This window comes from Hamadaea sp., from assembly GCF_013362815.1.
In the GTDB taxonomy this organism is placed as follows: domain Bacteria; phylum Actinomycetota; class Actinomycetes; order Mycobacteriales; family Micromonosporaceae; genus Hamadaea.
Genome location: NZ_JABFVK010000098.1, coordinates 12,990 through 27,074, shown reverse-complemented (window position 1 = coordinate 27,074; position 14,085 = coordinate 12,990). Strand labels below are relative to the sequence as shown.

Annotated in this window: 14 protein-coding genes and 1 rRNA gene; 10 read left to right on the top strand and 5 right to left on the bottom strand. The window is 68.6% G+C overall.

The window, feature by feature from the left end; translation table 11 throughout:
* Both rrf and HOV77_RS31930 read left to right on the top strand, forming a co-directional pair.
* Positions 1–79: ribosomal RNA gene (gene rrf / locus HOV77_RS31935) — 5S ribosomal RNA — on the top strand; the annotation flags it as partial.
* 79 nt (positions 80–158) lie between these two features.
* A complete protein-coding gene (locus tag HOV77_RS31930) occupies positions 159–1,433 on the top strand; it encodes a PQQ-binding-like beta-propeller repeat protein (protein ID WP_290869186.1) in 1,275 nt (424 codons plus the stop codon).
* Here the strand turns inward: HOV77_RS31930 and hisC are convergent.
* The 4 genes from hisC to hppD form a co-directional block, all read right to left on the bottom strand.
* Positions 1,430–2,476, bottom strand: coding sequence for a histidinol-phosphate transaminase (gene hisC, locus HOV77_RS31925; RefSeq protein ID WP_290869184.1), 1,047 nt, complete (start codon positions 2,474–2,476; stop codon positions 1,430–1,432). The genes HOV77_RS31930 and hisC overlap by 4 nt on opposite strands.
* Before the next feature lie 14 nt (positions 2,477–2,490).
* On the bottom strand, positions 2,491–3,300 hold the full coding sequence (locus HOV77_RS31920) for an RDD family protein (RefSeq protein ID WP_290869181.1): 810 nt from the start codon (positions 3,298–3,300) through the stop codon (positions 2,491–2,493).
* Between the two features lie 4 nt (positions 3,301–3,304).
* A complete protein-coding gene (locus tag HOV77_RS31915; protein ID WP_290869178.1) occupies positions 3,305–3,958 on the bottom strand; it encodes an RDD family protein in 654 nt (217 codons plus the stop codon).
* A gap of 154 nt (positions 3,959–4,112) precedes the next feature.
* Entirely contained in the window at positions 4,113–5,252 is a 1,140-nt protein-coding gene (gene hppD, locus HOV77_RS31910) for a 4-hydroxyphenylpyruvate dioxygenase (RefSeq protein ID WP_290869176.1), read from the bottom strand.
* A 101-nt stretch (positions 5,253–5,353) separates the two neighbouring features.
* On the opposite strand from hppD, the gene HOV77_RS31905 reads away from it, so the two are divergent.
* The 3 genes from HOV77_RS31905 to HOV77_RS31895 all read left to right on the top strand — a co-directional run bounded on the left by HOV77_RS31905 (position 5,354) and on the right by HOV77_RS31895 (position 9,003).
* Positions 5,354–5,833, top strand: a complete 480-nt coding sequence (locus HOV77_RS31905) for an Lrp/AsnC family transcriptional regulator (RefSeq protein WP_290869173.1) — start codon at positions 5,354–5,356, stop codon at positions 5,831–5,833.
* Positions 5,834–5,973: 140 nt separating this feature from the next.
* Positions 5,974–7,287 (top strand): PQQ-binding-like beta-propeller repeat protein, encoded by a 1,314-nt coding sequence (locus tag HOV77_RS31900; protein ID WP_290869171.1) that lies wholly within the window; start codon positions 5,974–5,976, stop codon positions 7,285–7,287.
* A 54-nt stretch (positions 7,288–7,341) separates the two neighbouring features.
* Positions 7,342–9,003 carry a fumarate hydratase gene (locus tag HOV77_RS31895; RefSeq protein WP_290869168.1) on the top strand — a complete coding sequence of 554 codons (1,662 nt, stop codon included), beginning with the start codon at positions 7,342–7,344 and terminating at the stop codon, positions 9,001–9,003.
* A gap of 28 nt (positions 9,004–9,031) precedes the next feature.
* Here the strand turns inward: HOV77_RS31895 and HOV77_RS31890 are convergent, their stop codons facing one another.
* The gene (locus HOV77_RS31890) at positions 9,032–9,643 is read right to left on the bottom strand and encodes a helix-turn-helix domain-containing protein (protein ID WP_290869165.1); all 612 of its coding nucleotides are present in this window, start codon (positions 9,641–9,643) and stop codon (positions 9,032–9,034) included.
* Between the two features lie 23 nt (positions 9,644–9,666).
* Between HOV77_RS31890 and HOV77_RS31885 the strand changes: the two genes are divergently transcribed.
* The 5 genes from HOV77_RS31885 (at position 9,667) to rlmB (ending at position 14,078) form a co-directional block, all read left to right on the top strand.
* Complete coding sequence (locus HOV77_RS31885) at positions 9,667–10,329, top strand: HAD family hydrolase (RefSeq protein WP_290869162.1); 663 nt, start codon at positions 9,667–9,669, stop codon at positions 10,327–10,329.
* A gap of 95 nt (positions 10,330–10,424) precedes the next feature.
* Positions 10,425–10,946, top strand: a complete 522-nt coding sequence (locus HOV77_RS31880) for a Uma2 family endonuclease (protein WP_290869159.1) — start codon at positions 10,425–10,427, stop codon at positions 10,944–10,946.
* Positions 10,943–11,494 (top strand): Uma2 family endonuclease, encoded by a 552-nt coding sequence (locus tag HOV77_RS31875; RefSeq protein ID WP_290869156.1) that lies wholly within the window; start codon positions 10,943–10,945, stop codon positions 11,492–11,494. The genes HOV77_RS31880 and HOV77_RS31875 overlap by 4 nt, the downstream gene beginning before the upstream one ends.
* A gap of 50 nt (positions 11,495–11,544) precedes the next feature.
* Positions 11,545–12,963 (top strand): cysteine--tRNA ligase, encoded by a 1,419-nt coding sequence (cysS, locus tag HOV77_RS31870; protein WP_290869153.1) that lies wholly within the window; start codon positions 11,545–11,547, stop codon positions 12,961–12,963.
* Entirely contained in the window at positions 12,963–14,078 is a 1,116-nt protein-coding gene (gene rlmB, locus HOV77_RS31865) for a 23S rRNA (guanosine(2251)-2'-O)-methyltransferase RlmB (RefSeq protein WP_290869150.1), read from the top strand. The genes cysS and rlmB overlap by 1 nt, the downstream gene beginning before the upstream one ends.
* Positions 14,079–14,085 lie beyond the last annotated feature (7 nt).

The following is a 14,085-nucleotide window of genomic DNA, read 5'->3' as shown; positions in this document are numbered from 1 at the left end:
TCCGAACCCGGAAGCTAAGCCCTCCAGCGCCGATGGTACTGCACCGGGGACGGTGTGGGAGAGTAGGACACCGCCGGACAAACTTTCGATAAGGCCCTCCACTTCGGTGGAGGGCCTTATTGTGTTTGCGTTTCCGCACGCCCTTTAGAATGCGGATCATGCGCCGACTTACGGGCTGGAAGAAGTACGCGGTGTGGGCGGCGCTCGGCGTCGTGGCACTAGTGGCCTCCGGTGCCGTCGTCTGGCGCGTACTCGGGCCGGCTGAGGTCGTCACGACGGCGGGGTCGGCGTACCCGAGTCCGGTCGCGACTCCCGAACCCGGTGCACTCGGTGCGCTCGTCAACAGTCCCCTGATCATCGACGGCAGCCTCCGGGTGTACGCCGCCAAGCGGCAGATCCAGGCCGACGATCAGCCGGCGTACCGGTATGAGACGAGCCCGTTCTGGTCGTATCGCCGGTGGCCGCAACAGCTGATCGGGGTGGTGCATCCGCCGACGGCGGCCACAGCGGGCATACCGGTGGTCGTCGGGAGCTGGTCGGACGGCAAGCTCATCGCCATCGACGCCCGCACCGGCCAGGTCGCCTGGGAGGCGGACGGCGCTGTCCTCGGGACGGAGTATCCCGGGCGGCGTACCGGCTCCGCAGTGGTGTGGACGCCGACCGGGTTGCTCACTGGAGTGACCAAGGACGGCAAGGCCGTCGTGGTGACTGTCAAGGACGGCATCACCGTCACTGACGCGGCCTCCGGCACCCGTCTGTGGACCAGTGCCGAAGCTGGTTGCGCTGCGCTCGCGTTCACTGTCCCCGGCGAGATCGTCGTAGCCGATCGCTGCGACGATCCCAGCCGGCTTCGACGTCTCGACCTGAACACCGGTACGCCGACCGAGCCGCCGTTGGAGCTCTCCAAGACGGTCACGCCGCTGGGTTGCCGAGTCGGCCGATCCGAGTGCGGCGGGGTGCGTACGCGCGGCGTGGCCTGGATCTGGTCGGATGGAACTCCGAAACCGGCGGCCGGGCTCATGGGTGCGACGGCGTGGCTCGCCGGGACGACCGCGATCGACGCCCCGCTCGGCGACACCGCGGAAACCCGTGCCCTCACCGGCAAAGATCCCCTCACGGGCGAGGTCCGGTGGACCTGGAGCAGCACTGGCGAGGACGTCTCCGAGGCGCAGGTCATCGCGGGCACCCAGGATCGAGTGCTGCTGCTGACCCGGGCGCGTACGCTCATCGCCGTCGACGCGGCGACCGGCAAGGAACTGACCCGAGTCTCCGTGATCATGGATCACGACCCGAAACAGCAGTATGCCGTCGGCCCGGTCTACGCGAGCGGAGCCTTCGTCGCGATCGAGCGACTGAGCCTCGCGTACACGCAGGCCGAAACCGACGACGAGTACTACTACACGAACCGTCCGGTGTTGCTGGCCGCCGGTTAGAGCGCCTTCTCCGCCGCGTTGAGGAAGGTGTCGTTCTCCTCCGGCGTACCGATGGTGACCCGGACACCGTCTCCGGCGAACGGGCGGACGATCACACCGGCCTGCTCGCACGCCTGGGCGAAGGCCATGGCCTCGTCGCGCAGCGGCAGCCACACGAAGTTGGCCTGGCTCTCCGGCACGTCCTGACCCAGCTTGAGCAGTGCCTCCCGGACCCGGGCGCGCTCGGCGACGACGAGGGCGGCCCGGCGGGCCATCTCCTCCTCCTGGTCGAGCGCGGCCAGCGCAGCGGCCTGGGCGGCGGCATTGGTGGAGAACGGCGTGATCACCTTGCGGACGGCCTCCGCCACCTCCGGCTGCGCCACCAGGTAACCCGCGCGCAGTCCGGCCAGCCCCCACGCCTTGGACAGCGTGCGCAGGACGACGACGTTGGGTCGATCGCCGAACTCCGTCAGACCGTCCGGCACCTCGGTGTCGGTCACGAACTCCCGGTAGGCCTCATCCAGGACGACGACAACGTCCGGGCCGACTGCGTCGAGGAAATCGCGGAGCTCGGCCCGCCTGAGCGGCGTACCAGTCGGATTGTTGGGATTGCAGGCGATGACCAGCTTGGTGCGGGAGGTGACCGCGGCGGCCATGGCCGGCAGATCGTGACCGTGCGCCGCGGTGTTGGGTACGCGCACCGAGGTCGCGCCGGTCGTGGCCGCGATGATCGGGTACGCCTCGAAGGACCGCCACGAGTAGACGACCTCGTCACCGGGCAGGCAGGTGGCCCGCATGATGTGCTCCGTCATGGCGACCGAACCGCAGCCGGCGGCGATCCGGTCCACCGCGACGCCGAGGCGGCCGGCGAGCTTCTCACGGAGCGCGACCACGCCGAGATCCGGATAGCGGTGTACGCCCTGAGCAGCCTCGACGATGGCCTCGACCACGCCCGGCAGCGGGCCGTAGGGGACCTCGTTGCTGGCGAGCTTGATCGAGCCCGGAACGGTACGCCCGGGGACGTAGCTCGGCAGCGCGGCCAGGTCGGCGCGGGTGAGATTCATCGCGGCCTCCTCCTTCAGTTCAATGGTGCCTTGCGATCGGGGATGCGCACCACGAAGGTGCGGGCCAGCCGGTCGTGCCAGGCCAGCCGGAGGACTGTGTCGGTCGCTATGAAGATGTTGTCGATGAACGGCAGGACGAAGCCGAACACGCCGCAGCAGACGTACAGCAGGAACGGGTAGCCGAACAGCGACCAGCGCCGGAAGGCCCGGCCGAAGGGCAGGCGCTCGGTGCTCTCCCACGGGATGATCCGCAGGCCGAGCAGCATCTTGCCGAGCGTCTGGCCGCGCGAGTGGGTGACCGGCACCTCGTAGGCGAACCACAGGGCGTAGGCGATCAGCGAGATGATCAGGCCGAGTTCGCCGACCTTGCTCCAGGACTGGGCGTCCAGCTCGCCGGAGCGCAGCCACTCCTGTCCCAGCGCGGCCGACTCCGTCACCCACTGGAAGAGGAAGTAGCCGTTGAAGATCAGGTTCAGCACCAGCAACGCGCCCAGGTCGATCGCGCGGGCCGCGAGGCGCCGGCCCGGCGAGGCGAGCGCGAGCCCGTGCGGGGTCACCGGTCCGAGCGGCGGAAACGCGATGTCCTCGGGCCACCACGGCGGCTTCACCGGCTGGTACGCACCCGGCACCGGCCCCGGCAGCACAGTGGGTTCGGGGATCCGCCTCGGCTGGTTCCCCGGCGCGGCCGCTTCCGTCGATGGTCGGTCGGCGGTTTGCTGCTCGGCGGTTTGCGATTCTTGCTGGTCGGCCCAGCCTTCGCCGTCCCAGTATCGGGTCGTGGCCGGATCGGCGGGATCGGGATACCACCCGGGAGCTACGGACATCTCATCAACCGATCTTCACTACGACGGTGCGGGCGGCCTTGTCGTGCAGGCATTGCTGGAGCGGCTTGTCCCAGAGCTGCCACAGCCCGTCGACGTAGGAGAAGAACGGGATGAGCGCGCCGCCTTGCTCGACCAGCCAGCGCTTGGCGAGCATGCCGCGCGTACGCTCAGCGGCCGGGTCCACCGGAACGATCTTAAGCTTCACCACTCGCTTGCCGATCGTCTGCCCTGACCGCCAGGTGAACTCGACCAGATAGAAGTACGCCACGACGAGCTGGACGATGATCATTACGCCGAAGATCGCCAGGTAGCCCCAGATCAGCCCGGCGAAGTCCGAGCCGTCGAAATCGACGGTGCCGTCGGCGGACGTCTGGATCGTCTCGACCTCGGTGACGAAGGTGAACACCCACCAGATCACCAGCGGGATCGCGACCACCGCCCCGATCGCACCCATGATGAGCCCGTCGATCAGGTACGCCCCCAGCCGGCTGAAGAAGTCGGCCAGCGGCATCCCGTTCGGGGCCAGCGGCGGTGGCTGGAGGTACACCGGTCGCGGGTAACCCGCCTGCTGGGGAACCGTGTACCCGGCCGGTGGCACCGGTCCCGGAACCTGCCCGGGGGCGGACTCGGCCGGCGGCGTCGATGTGGGTCCAGTCACGGCAGACATCCTGTCACGGCTCGACCACCGGTGGCGCTTGCGCTTGGCGCACTTTCCGGGTCGGCGCTGGATCAGGGATCCGGGTCGAATCTTGGCCCATGATTCGGCCGAGATCCCTGATCCAGCGCACCATCGGGGGGCGGAAGCGGGGCGGTCAGAGGTTTCCGCGCATCTCCTGCTCGCGCTCGATCGCCTCGAACAGGGCCTTGAAGTTGCCCTTGCCGAAGCCGAGCGAACCGTGGCGCTCGATCAGCTCGAAGAAGACCGTCGGACGGTCCTGCACCGGCTTGGTGAAGATCTGCAGGAGGTACCCGTCCTCGTCCCGGTCGACCAGGATGCGGCGGGACTTCAGCTCCTCGATCGGGACCCGGACGACGCCGATGCGGGCGCGCAGCTCCGGGTCGTCGTAGTAGGAGTCCGGGGTGGCCAGGAACTCGACGCCGGCCGCGGCCATGGCGTCCACGCTCGCCAGGATGTCGTTGGTGGCCAGCGCGATGTGCTGCGCGCCCGGGCCGCCGTAGAACTCCAGGTACTCGTCGATCTGCGACTTGCGCTTGCCGACGGCCGGCTCGTTGAGCGGGAACTTGACCTTGCGCGTACCGTTGGCCACCACCTTGGACATGAGCGCCGAGTAGTCCGTCGCGATGTCGTCGCCGATGAACTCCGCCATGTTCGTGAAGCCCATGACCTTGTGGTAGAACTCCACCCACTCGTCCATCTTGCCCAGTTCGACGTTGCCGACGACGTGGTCGACCGCCTGGAACCGGCGCTTGCCGGGGGCCACGATCGGGTCGCGCGCGATGAAGCCGGGCAGGAACGGGCCGGTGTAGTTCGACCGGTCGATCAGCGTGTGGCGGGTGTCGCCGTAGGTCGCGACGGCGGCGTACCGGATCGAGCCGTGCTCGTCGGAGACCGTGGTGGGCTCGGTCAGACCGACGGCGCCGGTGCTGGTGGCGTGGGCGTACGCCGCGTCGACGTCCGGCACCTCCAGCGCGATGTCGACCACGCCGTCGCCGTGCTTGGCGTGGTGGTCGGCGCCGGGGGCGGCAGCGTGCACCGCGCCGCGGAAGACGAACCGAGCCGAGCCGCTGACCAGCACATACTCGGCGTAGTCGCGGTAGCCCTGCTCGGGGCCGCGATAGGCGACCAGGGTCATCCCGAAGGCGGTCGAGTAATAGTGCGCGGCCTGCTTGGCGTTGCCGACGAGGAACGCGACGTGGTCGACCGCTTTGACGGGGAAGACGTCCTGCTCTTCGGCGGCCTCGTGGGCAGCCGGGATGGTCTGCGTGCTCATGGGGGTAGCCTGCGTCACACATCCCCAATGGGCAACCAGTACCGTGATCACTAGTCAAGTTGTGCAATCTGCCTCGTCAGACCCGTGAGTAGGTGGTCAATATGCCTAGTGAGGTCGACACCCTCGACGCCCGGCTCATCCGTCTTCTGCACTCCGAGCCGCGGATCGGCGTATTGGAGTGCGCCCGCCGTCTGGGGGTCGCGCGGGGCACCGTCCAAGCGCGCCTCGACCGCTTGCAGGCGCGGGGAGTGATCACCGGCTTCGGGCCGCAGATCGATCCCGCCGCCCTCGGGTACGCCGTCACCGCGTTCGTCACGCTGGAGATCCGGCAGAGCCGGGGACATGACGCCGTGGCTGAACATCTTGTCGCCATCCCGGAGGTCCTGGAGGTGCACACGATCACCGGATCGGGCGACCTCGTCTGCCGGGTGGTGGCCCGGTCGAACGCCGATCTGCAGCGGGTGATCGACGGGATCGTCAGCTATCACGCGATCGTGCGGGCGTCGACGATCATCGCGCTCGCCGACCAGATCCCCTACCGCGTGCTGCCGCTCGTCGAAGCCGCGGCCGCAGCTGGGTGATTCGCCCCAATATCACGACGATCATGGACTCTGGTACAACGACACGCCGTCAAGCCGGACCGTAAGTTCATGATCAACGGGTTGGGGGCGGCTACCGTGTGCGCGTGGCCAAGGGGAGCGTGGCCACAGGGAGGACGGGCGTGGCCAAGGGGAGGTCGACCGCTTCGGGCTGGCTCGTCGCCGGTCTCCTCGTGCTGGTCATCCTGGTGAGCACCGGCGTCTGGAATCCCTTCCCGGCCATCTGGAACTGGATCAACACCTCCGCCACGCTCGCCGATCCGCAGCCGAAGTGGCAGGAACGGCTGGGCGGCGTACCGGTGCACGTGCTCGACGCCGACGGCACCGTGATCGTCGAACAACGCGAGTCCGTCGAGGGGCGCTCGCTGACCACCGGCGTGCACCTCTGGCAGCAGGAGGCCGACTGGACGGCGATCGCCGGCCCGGCCGGGCGTACCGTCGTCGTCACGGGGAAGTTCCTGGTCAAGGGCTACCGCGTGCTCGATCCCAAGACCGGGGCGGAGCTACGCAAGAACGACAAGGCGGCGGCCGTCTGGACGTTCTCCGACGCGATGATCGATGTCACCTGCCGCAATTCGCAGGACTGCGTACTCACCGCGCGGGAGCCGCGCAGCGGCGACGAACTCTGGCGGGCCGATCTGCCCGGCGTCGGCTTCGTGCTCTTCGCCGACAATCCGGATCTGCCGGGCCTGCGCCCGTTCGAGGTGGATCAGGCCGACAAGGCGCTCACCGGCTCCGGTCGCATGCCGCGGTACCTCGGCTTCCCGGTCGACGACCAGATCCACCTCGTCGACACGCGTACCGGGAACGTGGTCAACGTGCTCAAGAACGCGAAGAACGAGCGCATCTACCTCGCCGGCGGCCGCGTCCTCCACAGCGAGGCCAAGCCGATCTCCGGCGGCTGCGAACAGCACCTCGTCGCCCGCGATCCGATCACCAACCGAGTCGTCTGGCGGCTCGACGGATTCAACCTCGGCACGATCTCCGGCGCGGCCTGCGACCAGCGGTCCGAGCCACGCGGCGCCGGGTCCGCGCTGCTCGCCACCCGGCCCGACGGGCGCCAGGTCCTCCTCGACGCCGCCGACGGCCGCCAGCTGCTCGTCGCGCCGGCCGACGCGAAGATCATTTCAACCGATGGGGTACGCGCAGTGGTGCGGTCGAAGGACGGCAAGACGCTGACGGCGTACCAGTTGGGCGAGCCTGACGTCTTGTGGAGCCGCAAAGCAGATCCCAAAGCCGGGGTGGTCGTCACGCGTACTCATATCGTGGTCTTCGATCGGAAGCCGGACCGGATTCGCGTGCTCGCGCCGGACAGCGGGCAGCCGGTCGTCGAGGCCGCGAGTGAGGCGAAGGTGTTGGCTCTGTTGCCGCAGGGGGTGTTGCTGGGCGACCACCGGGACGTCGGGTTGCTGACCTTTCCCAACGTCCAGCCGTGACCTGACCCACCCGGTCCCGGCAGGCGCGACCGGCGGGTAGGTACTCTCATGTTCATGAGTTCCGGGGAGTTTGGGTATGCGCCGCTGCTGCCACTGGCGCCTGACAGCACCGAATATCGGCTGATCACGGACGAGGGCGTGGACGTGGTCCGCGGCCCGGGTGGGCGCGACTTCCTCACCGTGGAGCCGGCGGTGCTGACCCAGCTGACCGCGGAGGCGATGCACGACATCGCGCACTTCCTGCGCCCGGCTCACCTCACCCAGCTGCGGTCGATCATTGACGACCCGAAGGCCTCCCCCAACGACCGGTTCGTGGCGACGGACCTGCTGCGCAACGCGAACATCGCGGCCGGTGGCGTACTGCCGATGTGCCAGGACACCGGCACCGCGATCGTCATGGGCAAGCGCGGCCGGCACGTCCTCACCGACGGGGGCGACGAGCCCGCCATCGCGCGCGGCGTCTTCGAGGCGTACACCAAGCTGAACCTGCGGTACTCGCAGCTCGCCCCACTGTCCATGTGGGAGGAGCGCAACACCGGCAGCAACCTCCCCGCGCAGATCGAGATCTTCGCCGAGGACCCCGACGGTCACCCGGACGCGTACAAGTTCCTCTTCATGGCCAAGGGCGGCGGCTCGGCCAACAAGTCGTATCTCTTCCAGGAGACCAAGGCGCTGCTCAACCCGACCCGGATGATGCAGTTCCTCGAGGAGAAGCTGCGCGCCATCGGCACCAGCGCGTGTCCGCCTTACCACCTCGCGATCGTCATCGGCGGCACGAGCGCCGAGCACGCGCTCAAGACCGCGAAGCTCGCCTCGGCCAAGTACCTCGACGGGCTGCCGACCGAGGGATCGATGCTGGCCCACGGTTTCCGTGACGTCGAGCTGGAGGCCGAGGTGCTCGAGCTCACCCGGAACTTCGGGATCGGCGCGCAGTTCGGCGGGCGCTACTTCTGCCACGACGTCCGCGTCGTCCGGCTGCCCCGGCATGGGGCCTCCTGCCCGGTCGCGATCGCCGTCTCCTGCTCGGCCGACCGCCAGGCGGTCGCCAAGATCACGCCGTCCGGCGTCTGGCTGGAGCGGCTGGAGACCGACCCGGCCCGGTTCCTCCCGGCGGTCGAACCCGACCACGTCTCGGAGGAGGTCGTGCACGTCGACCTCAACCAGCCGATGTCGGTGATCCGGGAAACCCTGTCGCAGTACCCGGTCAAGACCCGGCTCTCGCTGAACGGCCCGCTCGTCGTCGCGCGCGACATCGCCCACGCGAAGATCGCCGAGCGGCTGGACGCGGGCGAGCCGCTCCCGCAGTACCTCCGCGACCACGCCGTCTACTACGCCGGACCGGCCAAGACCCCCGAGGGGTACGCCTCGGGCTCGTTCGGCCCGACCACGGCCGGTCGCATGGACTCCTACGTGGCCAAGTTCCAGGAGGCCGGCGGCTCCTACGTGATGCTGGCCAAGGGCAACCGGTCGCAGCAGGTCACCGACGCGTGCGCGAAGTTCGGCGGGTTCTATCTCGGCTCGATCGGCGGACCGGCCGCGCGGCTGGCGTCGGACTGCATCAAGCACGTCGAGGTCCTGGAGTACGCCGAGCTCGGCATGGAAGCCGTCTGGAAGATCGAGGTCGAAGACTTCCCGGCGTTCATCCTCGTCGACGACAAGGGCAATGACTTCTACGCCGCGACGTCGCAGCCGGTGTTGACCATCGGTCGCCGCTGACCCCGTCTTCTTACCGCAGGGCTCCGGCTTACCGCAGGGCTTCAGCGATCGCTTCGGCGGCGGTGCGGAGCGGCTCGCGTACGGCGTCGGGGTTGAGCTCGCCCAGGGAGACGACTCCGACGCTGGCCGAGATGCCCTCGACGCCTAGCACCGGGGCGGCCAGCCCATAGGCGCCCGCCTGCAGCTCGCCCGCCGATCGGCTCAGCTCACCGGTGACGATGGCCTTCCCGGCCGCGCCGCGATCCAGCGGATGCCGGGACCCCACCCGGTACGCCACGTGGAACATCGTCGAGCTGGGTTCCACCACGGCGACGGCCACTGCTTCGGCGCCGTCGGCCAACGTGAGATGCGCGGTCGCGCCGACCTGCTCGGCGAGCGTACGCAGAGCCGGGAGCGCGGCGTCGGCCAGCAGCGGCTGGGCTCGGCGGGCCAAGTGGATCAACCCGATGCCGGGCAGCAGCCGCCCGGCGGAGTCGCGGCGCACCATGCTGTGCTCGCCCAGCGTGGCGGCCAGCCGGTAGACGACCGCCCGCCCGACGTTCAGCCGGTTGGCCGCCTCGGTGACGGTGACCCCGGCCGGGCTGTCCGCCACCAGCGTGAGCAGGCGCAGCCCGCGATCGAGCGTCTGAGCGGTGTCCATGGCGCACAGAGTACGTTGGTCGCGTGATCACGACCGTCGCGTTCGACGCCGACTACACCCTCGTCGACCTCCTTCCCGCCGTCCTGGCCGGGCTGGACGCGGTGTCGGCGGAGACCGGCGTACCGGTCGGGGTGTTGCGGGCCGACGCGTCCGCGCACTGGGCGGCGACGCCGCACCTGCCGGCGCGCGAGATCCGGATCGCCGCCATGCGGGAGTCGCTGGCCCGCTATGGCCACGAAGCCCAGCTGGACGAGATGGTCGCGCTGTTCTTCGACGTCCGGTACGCCAACAGCCGCCCGTACACCGGAGTCGTCGAGATGCTGGCCAAGCTGCGCAGCGACTTCCGACTCGGGTACGCCACAAACGCCAACAGCCGCTCTGAGCTGTGCGGCCTGGGCGGGCAGTTCACGTTCGAGATCTACGCCTTGCAGAACGGGGTCCCGAAGAAGCCTGCCGCCGAGTTCTTCCACGCCGTCCTCGCGGCGGCGCAGGCGGAACCGGCCGAGGTCGTCTACGTCGGCGACACGTACGCCCACGACGTCGCCGGCGCGGCCGCGGTCGGTCTGCGTACGGTGTGGCTCAACCGGGGTGGCGATCCCGTGCCCGGGGAGGTCGTGCCGGACGCCGTCGTCGCTTCGCTCGACGAGCTCCCCGCGCTGCTTTCCCGCTGGAACGCCGCCCAGTAACGTATTGGGGGTCTTAGTCACGGTGCGTACCGAGTCAGGAGGGGATCGTGACGAATCTGGACCTGCCGGGCGTATATGTAGATTTTGTCAAGAAGATGACAACGGGGCACGTATGGACGGCGGAGGACTACGGGAGTATTCCAGAGGAGGTCATCTGCGAGATCTACGACGGAGGCCTCTACGTGTCCCCCTCAGTGAGTGTCGGTCATCAACGCGCGGTCTACCGACTTCTCCGCAGTTTTGAGTTCATCTTCGACGACACCTTGGTGAGTGGCGACGTCGACGTCCGCGTGGGCGACAAGGTCTTCCAGCCCGACGTCTTCGTGATGAGTGAGCGATTCGACGGGCGGCCGGTGCCCGCCTCGAACGTCCGGCTGATCGCCGAAGTGGTCTCCGACAACGAGAACATCGAACGCACGACGAAGATGCGGGAGTACGCCGCCGCCGGGATCCCGGCGTACATCATTGTGGACGGCAAGAACGGGATGCGGACCGCCGAGATTTTTCGGTTGGTGGACGGGAAGTACGAACTCGCCGTGACGGTTCCCGCGAACGGGCAGCAGGTCATGGGCGAGCCCTTCAAGTACATCCTCGACATGGGCAAGATCAACAAATGAGCTCGATCGCGGGTTTCGTGGAGAAGCTTGCCGGACCCCACTGGTGGACTGCAGCTGACTACCCTGACCTGCCGGAAGAGCTGCGATGCGAGATCTATCTCGGCGGTCTTCGGGTCGTGCCGGCTGGATCGATCAGCCACAAGGTCGTGTCGGTCGAACTCGCCGAGAGCTTGCGGGCCGCCGCCTCCGATCCGTGGAGCGTTGGGCGATCGATTCCGGTTCACGCCGAAGATCAGATCTTCCTTCCGGACGTGCTCGTCTTCCGAGGCGACGTCGGCGCGCTTCCCGTGTCGGCGGTGAACGTGGGCCTGGTCGTGGAAGTAATCGACCAGGAGAACATCGAACGCACTGTCAAGATGCGGGCATACGCGGCGGCGGGTATCCCGGCGTACCTCATCCTGGACGGCGAGCCGGGAAAGCGTCGGGCTGAGGTTTACGGACTCGTCGAAGGGAAGTACGAGCGCACGGCCTTCGCCGCCTTCGACGTCCCGCTATCGGTGGAGGCGCCGTTCTCGTTCGTCATCGATATGAGTAAGATCAACACTTAGAGGTGTGGTGCGGTACCGGGCACGCGTCGGGGTTTGACTATCCTTGACGGGTGACGCTGAGACTCTTCGACACCGCAACCCGGTCGGTGCGCGACTTCACGCCGCGCGTACCCGGCAAGGTTTCGATGTATGTCTGTGGTCTCACCGTGCAGTCGCCGCCGCACATCGGGCACCTTCGTTCCGGGGTGAACAACGACGTGCTGCGCCGCTGGCTGATCCACAACGGGCTGGCCGTCACCTACGTGCGCAACATCACCGACATCGACGACAAGGTACTGGCCAAGGCGGTCGAGCAGGACCTGCCGTTCTGGTCCATCGCGTACGCGAACGAGGTGCGCCTCGAAGCGGCGTACCGGGCGTTGAACGTCGCCGCACCGACCTATGAGCCGCGTGCCACCGGGCACATCCCCGAGATGCACGAGCTAATCCAGATCTTGATCGACCGCGGTCACGCGTACGCCGCCGAGGACGGGTCGGGCGACGTCTACTTCGACGTCAAGACCTACCCGGAATACGGCGCGCTCTCCGGCCAGCGGGTCGACGAGATGCTGCCCGCCGGGGACGCGCCCGACCGCTCGAAACGGGACCCCCGGGACTTCGCCCTCTGGAAGGGCGTCAAGCCCGGCGAGCCGGAGAACGCGTACTGGCCGTCGCCGTGGGGCCGGGGCCGACCGGGCTGGCACATCGAGTGCTCGGCGATGACCTGGCGCTATCTCGGCGCCGAGTTCGACATCCACGGCGGTGGCCTGGACATCTCCTTCCCGCACCACGAGAACGAGATCGCCCAGTCGCGGTCGGCTGGGCTGCCGTTCGCCCGCTACTGGGTCCACAACGCGATGCTGAACCTGCGTGGCAGCAAGATGTCGAAGTCCGAGGGCAACGTGCTCGACGTCGAGGCGATCAAGAAGCTCGGCGTACGCCCCATCGAACTGCGCTACTACCTCAGCTCGGCGCACTACCGGTCGATCATCGAGTACTCCGAGGAGTCGTTGCGCGAGGCGGCCAGCGGCTTCCAGCGCATCGAGGGCTTCCTGACTCGGGCCACCGAGGTCGTCGGAAACACCGAGCCGAGCGTGTTGTGCGCCGAGTTCGTCGCGGCGATGGACGACGACCTGAACACCTCGGCCGCGTTCGCCGCCATCCACGACGTCGTCCGCGAAGGCAACACGGCGCTGGCGGCCGGCGACACGAAGACAGCGGCCGGAGCGCTGGCGAGCGTACGCGCGATGCTCGGCGTGCTCGGGCTCGACCCGCTCGACGCCGCCTGGGCGCAGAGCGACTCGGCCGAGGGCGGTTTACGTTCCACTGTGGATGCACTCGTCGCCCTCGCTCTCCAGCAACGGGCAGCCGCCCGCGAACGCAAGGACTGGGCCGCCGCGGACGCCGTCCGCGACCAGCTCAAGCAGGCCGGAGTCCTCGTCGAGGACACCCCGCACGGCCCGCGATGGACGATCGGAAGTGACACGTAATGCCCGGCAACTCCCAGCGCCGCAACGCGCGTACCACCTCGAAGAAGGGCGCGCCGGGCGGATCGGGCGGCAAGGGCCGCGACACGCTCAAGGGCCGCGGTAAGACGCTGCCCGCCGACGAGCGACCGTGGCACAAGGGCTACTCGGGGACCGAGAAGCTGCCCTCGAAGACCGAGTGGAAGCAGGACAAGGAACGCAAGGCGGCGGCGGCCGAGGGTCGCGCGCCCAAGATCGGCAAGCCTGGCACCAAGGACACCACGTGGGGCAGGAGCGGCTCCGGCAAGGGCGCCCCGACCAAGCGGACCGCCAGCCGGACTCCCGTCTCGCGCGGTCCGAGGGTAGCGCCCGGTCGTCGCTCGGCGACCCCCAAGGACGCTCCCGAGCTGCTCGTGGGGCGCAATCCCGTGGTCGAGGCGCTGCGCGCGCACGTCCCGGCCACCGCGCTTTACGTCGCCCTCGGCATCGACATCGACGATCGGGTTTCCGAGGCGGTACGCACAGCGGGCGATCGCGGCATCCCATTGCTCGAAGTCAGCCGGGCGGAGTTGGACCGGCTGACCGGTGGGGTGCTGCACCAGGGCATCGGACTCCAGGTGCCGCCGTTCGCGTACGAACCCTTCGACGACCTGCTGAACGCGGCGCTGGAGCAGCCCGCGGCCCCTCTGCTCGTGGCGCTGGACGGGGTGACCGACCCGCGCAACCTGGGTGCGGTCATCCGATCTGCGGCCGCTTTCGGGGCTCACGGGGTGTTCGTGCCGGAACGCCGGGCTTCCGGGATCACCGCCACCGCTTGGCGCACCAGCGCGGGTGCGGCGGCTCGGGTGCCGGTCTCGCAGGTCACGAACTTGACCCGGGCGCTCAAGCGGGCGCAGCAGGAAGGGTTCACCGTCGTCGGACTGGACGCCGACGGCGAAACGGCGCTTTACGACCTGGAAGCCGCGGTCGGGCCACTGGTGATCGTGGTGGGTTCGGAGGGTCGCGGCCTGTCGCGGCTGGTCGGAGCCACCTGTGACCTGCGGGTGAGCATCCCGATGGCCTCCACGGTGGAGTCGCTGAACGCCTCGGTGGCCGCTGCGGTCACGCTGGCCGAGGTCGCTCGCCGACGAGCGGAATAGTCCGATT